Consider the following 17689-nt stretch of genomic DNA (forward strand, 5'->3'; position numbering starts at 1 on the left):
AGGCCGGATAAGCGAAGCGCCATCCGGCAATCGATCAGAACAGTTCGTGTGTCTCACCATTATCGATAATGGTTGTCCCTACCTCGTGTACCGCCTGCTGCGTTGGCTGAGTACCTTCAATGAAATACTCTGCACGGCTGTTACCGCCGCTCGCCAGTTGACCGGTACTGCGATCGATATTGACCGTCACGATACCCGGCGGTGGCGTCAGTGGCTGTTCAGGCACACCTTCCAGCACGGATTTCATGTAAGCATCCCATGCAGGCTGCGCACTCTTCGCACCGCCTTCGTAGCCGGAGATTTGGTCTTTGATCGCGCCGGAAGCCGTTGTATGACCAAGGTTGCGGCGATGGTCATCAAAGCCGATCCATACCGACGTTACTACCCCTGGTCCGTAACCGGAGAACCACGCATCTTTAGAGCTGTTGGTGGTCCCGGTTTTCCCACCGATATCATGACGCTGTAAATCGCGACCTGCGCGCCAACCGGTTCCCATCCAGCCTGGTTCACCAAAGATATTGGTGTTCAGCGCGCTTTTAATCAGGAAGGCCAGCGGCGTGTTGATCACGTGCGGAGCGTACTCCTGTGTGCCGCTTTGCGCGACCAGAGCCTGGTTTGCCTGCTCAAGTTGCGGCATAGGCACGGCGGCATTCTGCTGTTCTTGCGAGACGGCGACATCTTCTACGTTACTGTTTTCCAGCACATTAGATTTCTGGGTATCGCCATATATCACCGGAATATCGCATTCCGGGCAGGCAATTTTCGGCTTCGCTTCGAAGATAACGCCGCCCATATCGCTTTCAATCTTACTGATGAAATACGGATCGACCAGGAAGCCGCCATTAGACATCACCGCGTAACCGCGCGCCACCTGCAACGGCGTGAACGAAGCCGAACCCAGCGCCAGTGACTCGGTATGCACAATGTTCTGTGCCGGGAAACCGAAACGTTGCAAATACTCTGCCGCGTAATCCACGCCCATAGCGCGCATGGCGCGTACCATCACTACGTTTTTCGACTGACCCAGCCCCTGACGTAAGCGGATAGGACCGGCGTACTGCGGCGGGGAGTTCTTCGGCTGCCAGTCAGAACCAGCACCGGCATCCCAGCGGGAGATTGGCACGTCGTTGAGCATGCTCGCCAGCGTCAGACCTTTATCCATCGCGGCGGTATACAGGAATGGCTTGATGTTGGAGCCCACCTGGCGTAGCGCCTGGGTTGCACGGTTAAACTTGCTCTGGTTGAAGTCAAAACCACCAACCAGCGCCAGCACCGCGCCGTTTTGTGGATTGATGGAGACCAGGGCGGAGTTGACGTCCGGCACTTGCGCCAGCCACCAGGCATCTCCCACCTGGCGTACCCAGATTTGCTGACCAGTCTGTACTACGTCGGTCACTTTACGCGGCGTTGGGCCTTGTTGAGTATCCGAACGGTAAGGACGCGCCCAGCGCATACCATCCATCCGTAATGACACTGATGTACCATCCGCCAGCGCGGCAATGGCTTCCTGTGGATTGGCGCTGGTAACAACCGCCGGCAGCAGGGGGCCATAAGTCGGCAGCGCTTTCAGCGTATCGGTAATTTTCTTGCTGTCCCAACTGCTTTCGCCCACTTTCCACAGCACGTTCGACGGGCCGCGGTAGCCGTGGCGCATGTCGTAATCCATCACGTTGTTACGTACTGCCTGCTGAGCTGCCTGCTGTACTTTGCGCGTAATGGTGGTGGTGATGCGATACCCGTCTTCATAGGCTTTTTCGCCATAACGGTTATACATCTCCTGGCGCACCATTTCAGACAGATACGGTGCAGAGAACGCGATTTCCGGCGCGTGGTAGTTGGCGTCAATGGCCTCGCCGCGCGCCTGATCGTACTGGGCCTGCGTGATGTAGTTTTCGCTCAACATACGCGACAGTACAACGTTACGTCGCGCGGTTGCACGGTCCATCGAATAGAGCGGGTTGAAGGTTGACGGCGCTTTTGGCAGACCAGCAATCACCGCAATTTCACTTAAGCTGAGTTGATCCACCGTCTTACCGAAATAGACCTGCGCGGCAGCACCCACGCCATAGGCGCGATACCCCAGATAGATCTTGTTCAGATACAGTTCGAGGATCTCATCTTTACTCAGCAGTTGTTCAATGCGGATCGCCAGGAACACTTCTTTGATCTTACGCATCAGCGTACGTTCCGGGCTCAGGAAGAAGTTTCTCGCCAACTGTTGGGTAATGGTACTCGCCCCTTGCGACGCGTGACCAGAGAACAATGCGACGCCGGCCGCACGGAAGATCCCCACCGGGTCTACCCCATGGTGCTCATAAAAGCGGCTGTCTTCTGTGGCGATAAAGGCTTTAACCATTACCGGCGGCATCTGATCCAGCGTGACCGGGATTCGACGTTTCTCGCCATATTGCGCGATTAGCTCGCCGTCAGCGCTGTAAACCTGCATCGGGATCTGTAAACGCACATCTTTGAGCGTCGCGACGTCAGGTAATTGCGGCTCGATATAGCGATAAAGGCCATAAATCGAGCCTGCTCCCAGCAGGATGCAACATACTGCAAGGATTAATAAATACTTTACGAACTTCACTGGAGATTTCCCATTTAGTGGCATTTGGGCAGTTTATAAACAAACGCGCGGTAGTATAAAGGCAAGCCAGACGCATTGATATACCCGTTAAAGCGACGGGTGATAAGGAGATCATCAGCAATGGCTTTCAATATCTGGAAAATTGGTCTGCATATTCAGCAACATGAAGCGCTGGCTGTCGCTATCGTTCGCGAAGCATCAGGTTGGTATCTGCAACGCTGGTGGCGTATACCGCTGACGCCTCAGGCTATCGTCGATGGCCACATTCGCGAGCCTGAACAGCTGGTCGCCGCGCTGCTGCCGTGGAGCCGGGAGCTTCCTCGCCGACACCATATTCATCTCTCTTTTCCCGCCAACAGGACGTTACAAAAAAAGTTTCCTCGTCCGACAATGACGTTACGCGAGCCAGAGCAAACCGCATGGTTGTCTGGTTCGATGGCGCGTGAACTGGATATGGCGCCGGATGCGCTGCATTTTGATTATAGCGAAGACACGTTGAGCCCGGCGTTTAACGTCACTGCTGCGCAAAGCAAAGAGATTTCAGCGCTTCTGACGCTTATCCAAACCCTGAAGGTGCAGGTTACGGCGATTACACCGGATGCCAGCGCGTTACAGCGATTTATTCCCTTCTTGCCAGAGCATCAGCAGTGTCTGGTATGGCGTGATGACGCCCAGTGGTTATGGGCGACCCGTTCGGCATGGGGACGTAAATCAACGGGCGATATTGGCAGTATCGATGAGCTTGCCACGACATTATCTCTGCCCACGACAGCCATTGCGCAATGCTCCCCTGGCGGCTTCGATCCTTTGAGCGCCGTGTCTGTACGCCAGCCGCCCATTCCAACGCAAAGTCATCACTTCGCCATTGCGCTGGGACTCGTTATGGGAGGCGCGTACCGATGATAGCGACCATTAATCTTCTGCCCTGGCGTCAGACTCGGCGTTACGCTTGCCTGCGCTTCTGGGGCATCTTATTTAGCGCTTCGCTACTGCTTAGTATTGGCGTGTTGTTGCGCTATTACAGCGTGTTGAGTGTAGAAAATCGGGCTGAATTGTTGCTGGCAGATGCCGAAAAGACGCGTGTCGAGGCCTTAATGGCGCTAAAGCCGCGTATGCAGCAGCGCCAGCAACGATGGCAACAGGTGCAGGTACGGAACAAACAGCGTGAGCAGACCCGAAGCTGGCAGCCGGTTTTGCAAGAGCTGGCGGAATTACTGCCTGAGCAGGCGTGGTTAACAAAAATGGTATGGCAGCAGGACACGCTGGAACTGACGGGAAACACGCTGAACTTTGCCGCGCTGAAGACTCTGGAAGCGCAATTACGCCAGCAGCCATTATTTCAGTTGAGCAGCCCCGGTGAAACGCAGCAGGATGCGCAGGGACGCTGGCAATTCCACTATCGACTGACACGGAGCGGCGCGCATGATAACGCTCTGTGATGTCTGGTTAGCGCAGTCGCCGCGCTTTCGACTCATCTGCTGGTGCGGCTGGATGTTGGGGCTACTCATACTGGTGACGTTATGTCTTTATCCCGTAGCGCGGGAGCGGACGATGCAACGCGAGACGCTGGTCCAGCAACGTGCAGCTATTCAGATGCAATGGCGAGATGTCTATCTGCTAGCGGCATCACCAGCAGAGCCGGAAGAGAAACTGACCCTGTTCTCTCCACTACTGTTTCAGACTTCACTTACTCGTCTTATCCACTGGCAACCCTCTGCGCAAGGCGGAGAGATGGCGCTGATATCGGCCTGGGATGCTATCCCGCAGACGTTTGTCCAGTTGGCGGATCAGGGGATGAACGTCAGCCGATTTTCGCTTAGCGCAGAAGACACGGAGCTGCTGCTAACGCTACAGCTGGAGCGCCTGAATGACGGTTGAACGCTGGCTGTTGGCATGTATGAGCGTACTGATGCTCACCGGTATGCGTAATCCCTTCCTGCCGCCGGAGGACCGTTGCCAAATTGCTGAGCTGTCGACATGGCGTTTTCAGGGCATGGTGAGCCAGGGCACGCGACCCATCGGCATCGTTCAGGATAGCCAGAAAAAATGGCGGCGGGTTAAGCCAAATGACGTCCTGAAAAACGGTTGGACGATTACGCAGATAACGGCCCAGAACATAACCCTCGGCACAGAAAAAAACTGCGAACCGCCGCGGTGGCAGTGGCAACGACAAGGAGCGGTAAATGAAGCGATGGATAGCGTGGATAGTAATAGCGCTGGCGGTCGGGATAACGAGCGCACTGGCGACGAAACCGCAAAACGTGACGCTGGTGGTCGATGATGTGCCGGTTACGCAAGTATTGCAGGCGCTGGCTGAACAGGAACAGAAAAACCTGGTGGTTTCGCCAGATGTCAGCGGTGTGCTGTCGCTGCATTTGACGGATGTCCCCTGGAAGCAGGCATTGCAGACGGTGGTAAAAAGTGCCGGACTGGTATTACGCCAGGAGGGAAACATCCTGCATGTACATTCTGTTCAATGGCAGAGTGAAAATGCGGCCCGCCAGGACAATGAACAGGCGCGGATTCAGGCCAGTATGCCGCTGGAGCAGCGCAGCATTATTTTGCACTATGCCGATGCTGCCGAGCTGGCAAAAGCAGGAGAAAAGCTGCTCAGTGCCAAGGGAAGCATGACGGTGGATAAACGGACCAACCGCTTACTGCTGCGTGATAATAGCGTTGCGCTTAACACCCTGGAAAAGTGGGTATCGGAAATGGATTTGCCGGTTGCCCAGGTCGAACTGGCGGCGCATATCGTGACTATTAATGAAAAAAGTTTGCGCGAGCTGGGAGTGAAGTGGTCGCTGGCTGACGCACAACACTCGGGGGCGGTTGGGAATGTCACGACGCTCGCCAGCGACCTTTCTGTAGCCACCGCCACATCCCGTGTGGGATTTAACATTGGCCGTATTAACGGTCGTTTACTGGAACTGGAGTTGTCTGCGCTGGAGCAAAAACAGCAGTTGGATATCATCGCCAGTCCACGATTACTGGCATCTCACCTGCAACCTGCCAGTATTAAGCAGGGCAGTGAGATCCCTTATCAGGTCTCCAGCGGTGAAAGCGGTGCGACATCCGTCGAGTTCAAGGAAGCGGTACTGGGGATGGAGGTAACACCAACGGTGTTGCAGAAAGGGAGAATCAGGCTGAAACTGCATATCAGCCAGAATGTTCCCGGACAGGTTCTACAGCAGGCAGATGGCGAAGTGCTGGCTATCGACAAGCAGGAGATTGAAACGCAGGTCGAGGTAAAAAGCGGCGAGACGATTGCGCTTGGCGGGATTTTTTCACATAAGAATAAATCCGCAGCCGACAGCGTGCCGCTATTAGGCGACATTCCCTGGCTTGGCTCTCTTTTTCGCCATGATGGTAAAGAAGACGAACGGCGCGAATTAGTGGTCTTTATTACGCCCAGACTGGTTTCAACGGAATAACTTATGCATGAAAAGCCGTTGTTTTTGCACTGAACACGTTTCAGGGATTTGACGTGAGGGTGTATTTAGCATACAAGGAGTACCGATTTGAGCGTCGGTACTTTTCTTTACTTATGCGGCAGTGAATACGCTTTGCCTTTCCGGTGGTGAGCCATAGGCTTATTGGGTGTCATTTGACTGCGCGATACGTCGCCAGGTCTGATGTTTGCAGGGTAGCATGCCTGCCACGACCAGAAATGCGTTAGGTTTGGTGATTTATTCAGTTGCCAAACCCGCTTGAGTATTGAGATAATTTTCAGTCTGACTCTCGCAATATCTTATGAGGTTTCAGTTCATGTCCTGCTGCGCTGGGTGTCTGCGAAGCGGGTTTACCATTAACGAATAGTCTTAGTAGTACCGAAAAAATGGCAGAGAAACGCAATATCTTTCTGGTTGGGCCTATGGGTGCCGGAAAAAGCACTATTGGGCGCCAGTTAGCTCAACAACTCAATATGGAATTTTACGATTCTGATCAAGAGATTGAGAAACGAACCGGAGCTGATGTGGGCTGGGTCTTCGATGTAGAAGGTGAAGACGGCTTCCGTGATCGCGAAGAAAAAGTCATCAACGAGTTGACGGAAAAACAGGGTATTGTGCTGGCAACTGGCGGTGGCTCTGTAAAATCACGTGAAACACGTAACCGTCTTTCCGCGCGTGGCGTCGTGGTCTATCTTGAAACGACAATTGAAAAACAACTTGCACGTACTCAACGTGACAAGAAACGCCCGCTGCTGCAGGTAGAATCACCGCCTCGTGAAGTTCTGGAAGCGTTGGCTGACGAACGCAATCCTCTGTACGAAGAGATTGCTGACGTGACCATTCGCACCGACGATCAGAGCGCAAAAGTCGTAGCAAACCAGATTATTCATATGTTGGAAAGCAACTAATTCTGGCTGAATACACACTCGTCTGCGGGTACAAGTAACTAAGGTGGATGTCGCGTAATGGAGAGGATCACAGTCACTCTCGGGGAACGTAGTTACCCTATCACCATCGCGGCTGGTTTGTTCAATGAGCCAGCTTCATTCTTACCGCTGAAATCGGGCGATCAGGTTATGTTGGTGACCAACGAAACCCTGGCTCCCCTTTATCTCGATAAGGTTCGCGGCGTACTTGAACAGGCGGGTGTTAACGTTGATAGCGTTATCCTTCCCGATGGCGAGCAGTATAAAAGCCTGACGGTTCTGGATACGGTTTTCACCGCGTTACTGCAAAAACCGCACGGTCGTGATACCACGTTAGTTGCCCTTGGCGGCGGCGTGATTGGCGATCTGACCGGTTTTGCGGCAGCCAGCTATCAACGTGGTGTTCGTTTTATTCAAGTCCCGACAACTCTGTTGTCGCAGGTCGACTCCTCCGTTGGCGGCAAAACCGCCGTAAACCATCCCCTCGGTAAAAACATGATTGGCGCGTTTTACCAACCGGCATCCGTGGTGGTGGATCTCGATTGTCTGAAAACGCTTCCTGCGCGTGAGCTGGCATCGGGGCTGGCAGAAGTGATCAAATACGGCATCATTCTTGACGGTGAATTTTTCAGCTGGCTGGAAGACAATCTGGATGCGTTACTGCGTCTGGATGGTCCGGCAATGGCGTACTGTATCCGTCGTTGTTGTGAGCTGAAAGCAGAAGTTGTCGCAGCAGACGAGCGTGAAATGGGCTTACGTGCTTTACTGAATCTGGGACACACGTTTGGCCATGCGATCGAAGCTGAAATGGGTTATGGCAATTGGTTACATGGTGAAGCAGTCGCAGCAGGTATGGTAATGGCTGCCCGTACGTCAGAACGTTTGGGTCAGTTCACCTCCGCTGATACGCAGCGCATCATTACGCTGTTACAGCGAGCTGGCTTACCGGTGAATGGGCCGCGTGAAATGTCCACCGAGGCTTATCTGCCGCACATGCTGCGAGATAAAAAAGTGTTAGCGGGAGAGATTCGTTTGGTGCTTCCGCGAGCGATAGGGAAGAGTGAAGTGCGCGGCGGAGTGTCGCACGAGGTGGTTCTTAACGCTATTGCTGATTGCCAGCAGGCGTAACAACAAGAAAGGTCAGGCTTACGTTGCGAAACGTAGGTCTTTTAGCTTCAGGTTATGTGCAAAGTCGTAAGCATTAACCTTTGAGTGGGGTGTTAAATGGATGAATTCAAACCAGAAGACGAGCTGAAACCCGATCCCAGCGATCGTCGTACTGGTCGTTCTCGTCAATCGTCTGAACGCGATAATGAGCCGCAAATCAATTTTGATGATGTTGATCTGGATGCTGACGATCGCCGTCCTGCACGTGCACGCAAAGAGCGTGAAGAAGAGCAGGACATTGAAGAAGAGTATGAATCTGATGACGATGCCGTGGATGAAGAGCGTGTAGAACGTCGTCCGCGCAAGCGTAAGAAAGCCGCCAGCAAACCTGCCTCCCGCCAATACATGATGATGGGCGTGGGTGTTCTGGTACTGCTGCTGCTGATTATCGGCATTGGTTCTGCGCTGAAAGCCCCCTCATCTTCTTCCAATGAGCAGGCAGCATCTGGCGAGAAGAGCATCGATCTCTCTGGCAGCAATGCAACGGATCAGGCGAGTGCAACGACACCTGCAACGGGCGCTGAGCAGACCGCTGGCAATACCCAGCAGGATGTTTCCCTGCCACCGATTTCCTCTACCCCGACTCAAGGTCAGGCACCTGCGGCAACTGAAGGGCAGCAGCGTGTTGAAGTGCAGGGCGATTTGAACAACGCTCTGACGCAACCACAGGGTCAGGAACAGGTTAACAACGTTGTGGTTAACTCTACGCTGCCGACCGAACCTGCGACCGTTGCGCCGATGCGTAATGGTAATGCTGCGCGCCAGACTGCGAAAACGGAAACGACTGAGCGTCCTGCTGCTACGCGCCAGGAACGTAAACAGGCCGTAATTGAGCCGAAGAGCAAACCGCAAACTACGGTGAAAGCGACGCCGACAGAGCCGAAACCTGTTACCCAGGCAAAACCAACCGTAACTGCTACCGCGCCGACCACCACAACTAAAGCACCTGTGGTAACCGCTACGCCGAAAGCGACCGCTGAGCCGAAAGCAACTGCGACGCCAACGCAGACCGCAACGCCTGCGCCAACGGCGACAGCAACAACGACAACGCCTGTTGCTGGCGGAGCGAAAAGTGCAGGTAATGTTGGAGCGTTAAAATCTGCGCCGTCCAGCCATTACACGTTGCAGCTCAGCAGTTCTTCTAACTACGACAACCTGAACGGTTGGGCGAAGAAAGAAAACCTGAAGAACTACGTGGTGTACCAGACGACGCGTAACGGTCAACCGTGGTATGTTCTGGTGACAGGCGTGTATGCGTCTAAAGAAGATGCGAAACGTGCAGTGTCTACGTTACCCGCTGATATTCAGGCGAAAAACCCGTGGGCAAAACCGCTGCATCAGGTTCAGGCCGATTTGAAGTAAGATAGGATATGTTCTGCAATGGTTTGATGTTTCGCCCAATTGCGGGACAAAGACTAAAGCGCAGGATGCTGTCGGAGCTTTCTCCACAGCCGGAGAAGGTGTAATTAGTTAGTCAGCATGAAAAAAAATCGCGCTTTTTTGAAATGGGCAGGGGGGAAATACCCCCTGCTTGATGATATCAAACGGCATTTACCTCAGGGTGAGTGCCTGATTGAACCTTTCGTGGGTGCCGGGTCGGTGTTTCTCAACACCGACTTTTCTCGTTATATTCTTGCCGATATCAACAGCGACCTTATCAGTCTCTATAACATCGTGAAGACGCGTACCGATGAGTATGTGCAGGCTTCGCGTGAGCTGTTTATGCCTGAAACCAATCAGGCTGAGGTGTACTATCGGTTCCGAGAAGAATTTAATGCCAGCGAGGATCCGTTCCGCAGAGCAGTGCTGTTCTTGTATCTGAACCGCTTTGGTTACAACGGATTGTGCCGTTATAACCTGCGCGGCGAGTTTAACGTCCCGTTTGGGCGTTATAAAAAACCTTACTTCCCGGAAGCCGAGTTGTACCATTTTGCTGAGAAAGCGCAGAATGCGGAGTTCCATTGCCTTTCCTATGAAGAGTGCATGGACCGTGCGGATAGCAACTCTGTGGTCTATTGTGACCCGCCTTATGCACCACTTTCGGCGACGGCAAATTTCACTGCGTATCACACCAACAGCTTTAGCCCGAAAGAGCAAGCGCATTTGGCCGAGATGGCAGAAAAGCTGGTCAGTAAGCAGATCCCGGTGTTAATTTCGAACCACGATACGCCCGATACCCGTGAATGGTACCGAGCGGCGAAACATTTTCAGGTCAAAGTGCGGCGCAGCATAAGCAGCAATGGCGGCACGCGTAAAAAGGTGAACGAACTGCTGGCACTGTATAAACCAGGAGTTGTAACGCCTGCGAAGAAATAAATCTCAAGGAGAAGCGGATGAAACAGTATTTGATCGCCCCCTCAATTCTGTCGGCTGATTTTGCCCGCCTGGGTGAGGACACCGCGAGAGCGCTGACTGCCGGTGCCGATGTCGTGCACTTCGACGTCATGGACAATCACTACGTACCGAACCTGACCATCGGACCGATGGTACTGAAATCGCTGCGTAAATATGGCATCACCGCCCCGATTGATGTTCACCTGATGGTGAAACCGGTCGATCGGATTGTCCCGGACTTCGCCGCCGCTGGCGCCAGCATCATTACTTTTCATCCGGAAGCCTCCGAGCATGTCGATCGCACTTTACAGCTGATCAAAGAGCATGGCTGTAAAGCGGGCCTGGTATTCAACCCGGCAACACCACTGAGTTATCTGGACTACGTCATGGATAAGCTCGATGTGATCCTGCTAATGTCCGTTAACCCAGGCTTTGGCGGACAGTCCTTCATCCCACAAACGCTGGATAAGCTGCGCGAAGTGCGTCGTCGTATTGATGAATCTGGCTACGATATCCGCCTCGAAGTGGACGGTGGCGTCAAAGTGAATAACATTGGTGAAATTGCCGCAGCAGGCGCAGATATGTTTGTCGCAGGCTCCGCCATTTTCGACCAACCAGACTACAAAAAAGTCATTGATGAAATGCGCAATGAACTGGCGAAGGTAAGTCATGGATAAGTTTCAGGATATTCGGGGCGCTGCATTTGACCTCGACGGCACGCTGGTCGACAGCGCGCCGGGATTAGCCGCAGCGGTGGACATGGCGCTGTATGCGCTGGAACTGCCGGTTGCCGGAGAAGAACGCGTTATCACCTGGATTGGTAACGGTGCAGATGTACTGATGGAGCGCGCGCTGGCGTGGTCCCGTCAGGAGCGCGCAACATTACGTAAAACGATGGGTAAACCGCCCGTTGATGATGATATTCCCGCCGAGGAGCAGGTACGTATTTTGCGTAAGCTGTTCGACAGATACTACGGCGATGTCGCAGAAGAGGGGACATTCCTGTTCCCTGATGTTGCCGACACGCTGGGCGCACTACATGCGAAAGGATTGCCGCTGGGTCTGGTGACCAACAAACCGACCCCGTTTGTCGCGCCATTGCTCGAAGCATTAGATATCGCCAAGTACTTTAGCGTGGTCATCGGTGGTGACGACGTGCAGAATAAAAAACCGCATCCGGATCCGCTGCTGCTGGTGGCAAGTAAGCTTGGTATCAAGCCTGAGCAAATGCTCTTCGTAGGGGATTCACGCAATGATATTCAGGCGGCAAAAGCTGCTGGCTGTCCGTCCGTTGGCCTGACCTATGGCTACAACTACGGCGAGTCGATCGCGCTGAGCCAGCCCGACGTTATTTACGACCGTATTAATGAACTACTGCCCGCTCTCGGGCTTCCGCATAGCGAAAATCAGGAATCAAAAAATGACTAAGCCCATCGTTTTTAGTGGCGCACAGCCCTCAGGTGAATTGACCATTGGCAACTATATGGGTGCGCTGCGTCAGTGGGTGAGCATGCAGGATGACTACCATTGCATCTACTGCATCGTTGACCAACATGCCATCACCGTTCGTCAGGATGCTCAGCAGCTGCGTAAAGCAACGCTCGATACGCTGGCGCTGTATCTGGCATGCGGTATCGATCCTGAAAAAAGCACCATTTTCGTGCAGTCTCACGTACCGGAGCATGCACAGTTAGGTTGGGCGCTGAACTGCTACACCTACTTCGGCGAACTGAGCCGTATGACCCAGTTCAAAGACAAATCCGCGCGCTATGCGGAGAACATCAACGCCGGTCTGTTTGATTATCCGGTACTGATGGCGGCAGACATCCTGTTGTATCAGACCAACCAGGTACCGGTTGGCGAAGATCAGAAACAGCATCTGGAACTGAGCCGCGATATCGCCCAGCGCTTTAATGCCCTGTATGGCGACATCTTCAAAGTGCCTGAGCCGTTCATTCCTAAATCCGGCGCGCGCGTGATGTCGCTGCTGGAGCCGACGAAGAAAATGTCCAAGTCGGATGACAACCGTAACAACGTGATCGGTCTGCTGGAAGATCCGAAATCTGTGGTTAAGAAAATCAAACGTGCGATGACCGACTCTGAAGAGCCGCCAGTTGTACGCTACGACGTGCAGAACAAAGCGGGTGTTTCCAACCTGTTGGATATTCTCTCCGCCGTCACCGGTAAGAGCATTCCGGAGCTGGAACAGCACTTCGAAGGCAAAATGTATGGTCATCTGAAAGGTGAAGTCGCAGAGGCCGTTTCCGGTATGCTGACCGAGCTTCAGGAACGTTATCACCGTTTCCGTAACGATGAAGCTTTCCTGCAGAAAGTGATGAAAGACGGTGCAGAAAAAGCCAGCGCCCGCGCGTCTGTTACGCTGAAAGCCGTTTACGAAGCGATTGGTTTTGTCGCCAAGCCGTAATGCTCCCTGCGATACTGAAGAAACCGGGTTACGCCCGGTTTTTTTTCGCCTGCTCGTTTGTGAACCTCAAAAAATGTGAAGCGCCTCGCCGTTTGCATATTTCCTCATTGCGTTATATCTTCACTTTAATGAAGATATAAATATTCAATTTACTGAAAATATAAAATGCGTCGGACATTTATCAAGAAAGAGGGGGTTGTGCTGACAACCCTGGCCCGTTACCTGCTCGGTGAGAAGTGTGGTAACAGACTGAAAACTATTGATGAACTGGCAGCCGAGTGTCACTCATCGGTAGGGTTAACCCAGGCCGCGTTGAAAACGCTGGAATCCTCAGGGGCGATCCGTATTGAGCGTCGCGGACGTAACGGTAGCTATCTGGTGGAGATGGATAACCGTACGCTGCTAAAGCATGTAGATATTAATAACGTAGTTTGTGCGATGCCGCTGCCCTACACCCGTTTATATGAAGGGCTGGCGAGTGGGCTGAAGGCGCAGTTCGACGGGATCCCGTTTTATTACGCACACATGCGTGGGGCTGATATTCGCGTGGAATGCCTGCTAAACGGCGTCTACGACATGGCGGTGGTTTCTCGTCTGGCGGCGGAAAGTTACCTTGCCCAGGACAGATTGCGTATCACGTTGGCGCTGGGGCCGCATACCTACGTTGGCGAGCACCAGCTGATTTGTCGCAAGGGCGAATCTGCAACAGTAAAACGTGTCGGTCTGGATAACCGTTCGGCGGATCAGAAAATCATGACCGAGGCCTGTTTTGGCGACCGTGACGTTGAATTGATCGATATGCCCTATCACGAGAGTTTGCAGCGCATCGCGAAAGGGGATGTGGACGCGGTTATCTGGAACGTAGTTGCGGAGGCCGAGCTGGCAGTTTTGGGATTAGAAGCCACGCCGCTCACCAACGATCCGCGGTTTCTTCAGGCCACGGAGGCCGTGGTACTGACCCGGGCAGAGGATTATCCGATGCAACAGCTACTGCGGGCCGTTGTTAATAAAGAGGCGCTGCTTGCCCACCAGCAACGTGTGGCGAACGGTGAACAGGAACCCAGTTATTAAGTGAAGGCGAACGACATGGAAAACAGGCTTAACCTGCTGTGCGAAGCAGGCGTTATCGACAAGGATATTTGCAGCGGCATGCTGCAAGTAGTCAGGCGGTTGGATGAAGAGTGGTGTTTGCCGATTCAAAATGAGCAAGGAATCATGGCGATGACCCATATGGCGAGCGCGTTAATGCGTAGCCGCAAGGGCGAAGTGATTGAAGCACTGGATGGTGAGTTGTTAGAGGAGCTGACGCAATCTCATCTCTGGCCAACTATTTTGCTGGTACATCAGGCGTTGCTGAAAGAGTTCACGGTGACGCTGCACGCGAATGAAGAAGGCTACATGCTGGCGAACTTGTATGGATTGTGGATGGCTGCGAACGAAGGCGTCTAAAATCCATGGAGAATTAGCCTATTGCACCCTAAATATTCAAAAAAATGAATATTTAGCTGAAGGATTAGAAACGAGGCAGAGAAATGTTTATAGAGGCATTGAAACGCCAGAACCCCAAGCTTATCTCGGCAGCTATCGCGTTGTGGCAGCAGGGAAAGATCGCACCTGACAGTTGGGTTATTGATGTTGACCAGGTTATTGAGAATGGCAAACGTCTGCTGGATGTCGCGAGGCAACATGGCATCTCGCTATATCTGATGACCAAACAGGTAGGACGTAACCCGTGGCTGGCGGACAAGCTGTTGCAGCTTGGCTATGAAGGCATCGTGGTTGTCGATTACAAGGAGAGTCGTGTGATGCGTCGTGCCGGGTTACCGGTTGCGCACCAGGGACATCTGGTGCAGATCCCGTCGCGACTGGTCAATGATGCTGTGGCGCAGGGCACCGAGGTCATCACGTTGTTCTCGCTGGAGAAAGCGCGTGAAGTTTCAGCTGCAGCGGTGAAGGCCAGCTGTGAACAGAACGTGATGCTGAAAGTGTACGACAAGGATGATTTTCTCTATCCGGGGCAGGAAAGCGGATTTCCGCTGATGTATCTGACGGATGTGGTCAATGAAATTCGCAGGCTGCCGGGCTTACGCCTGAGCGGGTTGACCCATTTCCCCTGCCTGTTATGGGATGAAAACTCAGCGCAGACGATGCCGACGCCTAATCTGCACACGCTGGTGAATGCACGACGTCAGTTGGCGGAAGCCGGGATTGCCATTGAGCAACTTAACGCGCCGTCAGCCAGTAGCTGTTCGTCACTCCCTCTGCTGGCGGAATATGGCGTCACCCACGCCGAGCCGGGTCATGCACTGACAGGCACTATTCCTTCCAATCAAAAAGGCGACCAGCCGGAACGAATCGCGATGCTCTGGCTGAGCGAGGTATCGCACAATTTTCGCGGGGACAGTTATTGCTACGGTGGGGGTTATTACCGTCGCGGCCATGCGCAAAATGCGCTGGTCTTTACGCCAGAAAGTGACTCGCCGATCGCAGCGAAGCTAAAACCCGTAGATGACAGCAGTATTGACTACTACCTGCCTGTTGCCGGGGAGTTTCCGGTGAGCAGCGCGGTGATCTTCTGTTTTCGCACCCAGATCTTCGTGACGCGTAGCGACGTGGTGCTGGTGTCGGGTATTCAGCACGGTGCAGCTGAAATCGTCGCGCGTTACGACAGTCTCGGCAATATTCTGGAGGACTAATGGCCCGATTCGTGGTGTTAGTAATCGACAGTTTTGGCGTTGGTGCAATGAAAGACGTCACGCGGGTCAGGCCGCAGGATGCCGGAGCGAATACCTGTGGTCATATCCTGGGCGAACTCCCGCAGTTACGGCTGCCAACGCTTGAGAAGTTGGGGCTGATTAACGCTCTGGGCTTTGCGCCGGGCGTGATGAAACCTTCAGCATCTGCAGTCTGGGGCGTTGCAGAACTACAGCATGAAGGGGGAGATACCTTTATGGGCCATCAGGAGATTTTAGGCACGCGGCCTCAGGCTCCTCTGCGGATGCCATTTAGCGACGTCATCGATGGAGTTGAACAGGCGCTGAAAGCCGCGGGCTGGCATGTGGAACGCCGCGGCGACGACCTGGCGTTTCTTTGGGTCAACGATGCGGTTGCGGTGGGCGATAACCTCGAAGCGGATTTAGGTCAGGTCTACAACATTACCGCCAATCTTGCCGTTATCCCGTTTGATGAGGTGCTAAAGATAGGCCAGGTGGTGCGTGAGCAGGTTCAGGTTGGGCGCGTGATCGCGTTTGGCGGTCAGCTTGCAGACAGCCAGCGCATTCTGGATGCAGCCGAGACCAAAGAGGGACGCTTTATCGGTATTAACGCCCCACGCTCCGGCGCCTATGAAAATGGCTTCCAGGTCAGGCATATGGGTTTTGGTGTAGATGAGCAGGTACAGGTACCGCAAAAACTGCATGACGCCGGAATCCCTACCGTGCTGGTCGGTAAAGTGGCGGACATCGTTGGCAATCCGCACGGGCGCAGCTGGCAAAACCTGGTGGATAGCCAGCAGATCATGGATATCACGCTTAACGAATTTAACGCTGAGTCGACGGTATTTATCTGTACCAACATTCAGGAGACCGACCTCGCCGGACACGCGGAAGACGTGGCACGTTATGCGGAGCGGTTGCAGCTTGTCGATCTTAATCTTTCGCGCCTTCTGGCCGCTATGGATCCAAATGACTGCCTGGTGGTTATGGCCGATCACGGTAACGATCCGACCATTGGTCACAGCCATCATACCCGGGAAGTTGTGCCGGTATTGGTATATCAACAGGGGCTGGAGCCTGCGCAATTAGGCATCCGGGCGACGTTATCTGACGTTGGCGCTACGGTGTGTGAATTTTTCGGCGCGGCGGCACCACAAAATGGCTGTTCTTTTCTCTCGGCATTGCGCCTTACAGGAGACACTTTATGAACTTTGATCCGACGGGCTACACCTGGGTCCACGAACATCTGCATATCGATCTCTCCGGGTTCAAGAATAACCTCGACTGCCGGTTAGATCAGTACGATCTCATTTGTCAGGAAATGAAGGATCTCCGGGCGTTAGGCGTCAGCAACATTATTGAGATGACCAACCGCTATATGGGGCGTAGTCCGCAATTCATGCTCGACCTGATGTGCGAGACCGGAATCAACGTCGTGGCCTGCACAGGCTATTACCAGGATGCGTTCTTCCCTGAACATGTTGCGGCCCGCAGCGTGGAACAGCTCGCGCAGGAGATGGTCGATGAGATAGTCATCGGTATTGATGGTACTGAATTAAAGGCCGGAATTATCGCGGAAATCGGCTCCAGTGAAGGCGTGATTACGCCGCTTGAAGAGAAGGTGTTTATCGCCGCGGCGCGGGCACACATCGAAACCGGACGCCCCATCTCAACCCATACCTCTTTTAGCACGATGGGGGTGGAACAGCTGGTGTTGCTACAGGCGCACGGCGTTGACCTTTCCCGCGTAACCGTTGGTCACTGCGACCTGAAAGATAACCTCGACAATATCTTACGCATGATTGATCTCGGCGCGTATGTGCAATTCGATACCATCGGTAAAAACAACTATTACCCGGACGAGAAGCGCATTGGCATGCTGCATGAGCTACGTAATCGCGGGCTGCTTAATCGCGTGATGCTCTCCATGGATATTACCCGCCGCTCGCATTTAAAAGCCAATGGCGGCAATGGCTATGACTATCTGTTAACCACTTTTATCCCACAGTTGCGCCAGTCAGGATTCAGCCAGGCCGATGTGGACACGATGTTGCGTGATAACCCCTCACAATTTTTCCAATAAGGAC

General features: G+C 53.5%; 18 protein-coding genes. 17 read left to right on the plus strand and 1 reads right to left on the minus strand.

The features are described from left to right. Positions 1-34 precede the first annotated feature (34 nt). On the minus strand, positions 35-2587 hold the full coding sequence (gene mrcA / locus JQN59_RS01540; RefSeq protein ID WP_188110086.1) for a peptidoglycan glycosyltransferase/peptidoglycan DD-transpeptidase MrcA: 2553 nt from the start codon (positions 2585-2587) through the stop codon (positions 35-37). Between the two features lie 120 nt (positions 2588-2707). Here mrcA and JQN59_RS01545 point away from each other — a divergent pair, with 120 nt between their 5' ends. The 17 genes from JQN59_RS01545 (at position 2708) to JQN59_RS01625 (ending at position 17685) form a co-directional block, all read left to right on the plus strand. Further along, positions 2708-3490 (plus strand): DNA utilization protein HofM, encoded by a 783-nt coding sequence (locus tag JQN59_RS01545; RefSeq protein WP_149607334.1) that lies wholly within the window; start codon positions 2708-2710, stop codon positions 3488-3490. After that, positions 3487-4026 carry a PilN domain-containing protein gene (locus JQN59_RS01550; protein ID WP_149607333.1) on the plus strand — a complete coding sequence of 180 codons (540 nt, stop codon included), beginning with the start codon at positions 3487-3489 and terminating at the stop codon, positions 4024-4026. Before JQN59_RS01545 ends, JQN59_RS01550 begins: the two co-directional genes overlap by 4 nt. Next, complete coding sequence (locus JQN59_RS01555) at positions 4010-4465, plus strand: HofO family protein (protein ID WP_032945211.1); 456 nt, start codon at positions 4010-4012, stop codon at positions 4463-4465. The genes JQN59_RS01550 and JQN59_RS01555 overlap by 17 nt, the downstream gene beginning before the upstream one ends. Next, positions 4455-4868, plus strand: a complete 414-nt coding sequence (locus JQN59_RS01560; protein WP_048227404.1) for a HofP DNA utilization family protein — start codon at positions 4455-4457, stop codon at positions 4866-4868. The genes JQN59_RS01555 and JQN59_RS01560 overlap by 11 nt, the downstream gene beginning before the upstream one ends. After that, entirely contained in the window at positions 4771-6018 is a 1248-nt protein-coding gene (hofQ, locus tag JQN59_RS01565) for a DNA uptake porin HofQ (protein ID WP_149607332.1), read from the plus strand. Before JQN59_RS01560 ends, hofQ begins: the two co-directional genes overlap by 98 nt. A 404-nt stretch (positions 6019-6422) precedes the next feature. Beyond that, the gene (aroK, locus tag JQN59_RS01570) at positions 6423-6944 is read left to right on the plus strand and encodes a shikimate kinase AroK (protein WP_003023552.1); all 522 of its coding nucleotides are present in this window, start codon (positions 6423-6425) and stop codon (positions 6942-6944) included. Positions 6945-7001: 57 nt separating this feature from the next. Continuing rightward, entirely contained in the window at positions 7002-8090 is a 1089-nt protein-coding gene (gene aroB / locus JQN59_RS01575; protein ID WP_003827681.1) for a 3-dehydroquinate synthase, read from the plus strand. Between the two features lie 96 nt (positions 8091-8186). Beyond that, positions 8187-9491 carry a cell division protein DamX gene (gene damX / locus JQN59_RS01580; RefSeq protein WP_149607331.1) on the plus strand — a complete coding sequence of 435 codons (1305 nt, stop codon included), beginning with the start codon at positions 8187-8189 and terminating at the stop codon, positions 9489-9491. 117 nt (positions 9492-9608) lie between these two features. Beyond that, on the plus strand, positions 9609-10445 hold the full coding sequence (gene dam, locus JQN59_RS01585) for an adenine-specific DNA-methyltransferase (protein ID WP_048215408.1): 837 nt from the start codon (positions 9609-9611) through the stop codon (positions 10443-10445). Between the two features lie 17 nt (positions 10446-10462). Then, positions 10463-11140, plus strand: a complete 678-nt coding sequence (gene rpe / locus JQN59_RS01590) for a ribulose-phosphate 3-epimerase (protein WP_003023561.1) — start codon at positions 10463-10465, stop codon at positions 11138-11140. Next, positions 11133-11891, plus strand: coding sequence for a phosphoglycolate phosphatase (gph, locus tag JQN59_RS01595; protein WP_003837920.1), 759 nt, complete (start codon positions 11133-11135; stop codon positions 11889-11891). Before rpe ends, gph begins: the two co-directional genes overlap by 8 nt. Beyond that, entirely contained in the window at positions 11884-12888 is a 1005-nt protein-coding gene (gene trpS / locus JQN59_RS01600) for a tryptophan--tRNA ligase (RefSeq protein WP_148361397.1), read from the plus strand. The genes gph and trpS overlap by 8 nt, the downstream gene beginning before the upstream one ends. A gap of 165 nt (positions 12889-13053) precedes the next feature. Beyond that, a complete protein-coding gene (yhfZ, locus tag JQN59_RS01605; RefSeq protein WP_008786319.1) occupies positions 13054-13959 on the plus strand; it encodes a GntR family transcriptional regulator YhfZ in 906 nt (301 codons plus the stop codon). 15 nt (positions 13960-13974) lie between these two features. Then, complete coding sequence (locus JQN59_RS01610) at positions 13975-14337, plus strand: hypothetical protein (protein ID WP_048215411.1); 363 nt, start codon at positions 13975-13977, stop codon at positions 14335-14337. Positions 14338-14420: 83 nt separating this feature from the next. Next, positions 14421-15584, plus strand: a complete 1164-nt coding sequence (locus JQN59_RS01615; protein WP_048227400.1) for a YhfX family PLP-dependent enzyme — start codon at positions 14421-14423, stop codon at positions 15582-15584. Further along, positions 15584-16810: a phosphopentomutase gene (locus tag JQN59_RS01620; RefSeq protein WP_048227399.1), complete on the plus strand. Its 1227-nt coding sequence runs from the start codon at positions 15584-15586 to the stop codon at positions 16808-16810. Before JQN59_RS01615 ends, JQN59_RS01620 begins: the two co-directional genes overlap by 1 nt. Beyond that, positions 16807-17685 carry a phosphotriesterase-related protein gene (locus JQN59_RS01625; RefSeq protein ID WP_204528158.1) on the plus strand — a complete coding sequence of 293 codons (879 nt, stop codon included), beginning with the start codon at positions 16807-16809 and terminating at the stop codon, positions 17683-17685. Before JQN59_RS01620 ends, JQN59_RS01625 begins: the two co-directional genes overlap by 4 nt. Positions 17686-17689: the final 4 nt, after the last annotated feature.

This window comes from Citrobacter sp. B72, from assembly GCF_016894305.1.
Lineage (GTDB): Bacteria > Pseudomonadota > Gammaproteobacteria > Enterobacterales > Enterobacteriaceae > Citrobacter > Citrobacter portucalensis.

Bases quoted from the DNA above. Each gene is read 5' to 3' on its own strand.
- JQN59_RS01550 (WP_149607333.1), top strand. From the start codon at position 3,487: ATGATAGCGACCATTAATCTTCTGCCCTGGCGTCAGACTCGGCGTTAC.
- hofQ (WP_149607332.1), top strand. From the start codon at position 4,771: ATGAAGCGATGGATAGCGTGGATAGTAATAGCGCTGGCGGTCGGGATA.
- JQN59_RS01610 (WP_048215411.1), top strand. From the start codon at position 13,975: ATGGAAAACAGGCTTAACCTGCTGTGCGAAGCAGGCGTTATCGACAAG.
- gph (WP_003837920.1), top strand. From the start codon at position 11,133: ATGGATAAGTTTCAGGATATTCGGGGCGCTGCATTTGACCTCGACGGC.
- JQN59_RS01560 (WP_048227404.1), top strand. From the start codon at position 4,455: ATGACGGTTGAACGCTGGCTGTTGGCATGTATGAGCGTACTGATGCTC.
- damX (WP_149607331.1), top strand. From the start codon at position 8,187: ATGGATGAATTCAAACCAGAAGACGAGCTGAAACCCGATCCCAGCGAT.
- trpS (WP_148361397.1), top strand. From the start codon at position 11,884: ATGACTAAGCCCATCGTTTTTAGTGGCGCACAGCCCTCAGGTGAATTG.
- JQN59_RS01555 (WP_032945211.1), top strand. From the start codon at position 4,010: ATGATAACGCTCTGTGATGTCTGGTTAGCGCAGTCGCCGCGCTTTCGA.
- rpe (WP_003023561.1), top strand. From the start codon at position 10,463: ATGAAACAGTATTTGATCGCCCCCTCAATTCTGTCGGCTGATTTTGCC.
- JQN59_RS01545 (WP_149607334.1), top strand. From the start codon at position 2,708: ATGGCTTTCAATATCTGGAAAATTGGTCTGCATATTCAGCAACATGAA.
- dam (WP_048215408.1), top strand. From the start codon at position 9,609: ATGAAAAAAAATCGCGCTTTTTTGAAATGGGCAGGGGGGAAATACCCC.
- aroB (WP_003827681.1), top strand. From the start codon at position 7,002: ATGGAGAGGATCACAGTCACTCTCGGGGAACGTAGTTACCCTATCACC.
- JQN59_RS01625 (WP_204528158.1), top strand. From the start codon at position 16,807: ATGAACTTTGATCCGACGGGCTACACCTGGGTCCACGAACATCTGCAT.
- JQN59_RS01620 (WP_048227399.1), top strand. From the start codon at position 15,584: ATGGCCCGATTCGTGGTGTTAGTAATCGACAGTTTTGGCGTTGGTGCA.
- aroK (WP_003023552.1), top strand. From the start codon at position 6,423: ATGGCAGAGAAACGCAATATCTTTCTGGTTGGGCCTATGGGTGCCGGA.
- JQN59_RS01615 (WP_048227400.1), top strand. From the start codon at position 14,421: ATGTTTATAGAGGCATTGAAACGCCAGAACCCCAAGCTTATCTCGGCA.
- yhfZ (WP_008786319.1), top strand. From the start codon at position 13,054: ATGCGTCGGACATTTATCAAGAAAGAGGGGGTTGTGCTGACAACCCTG.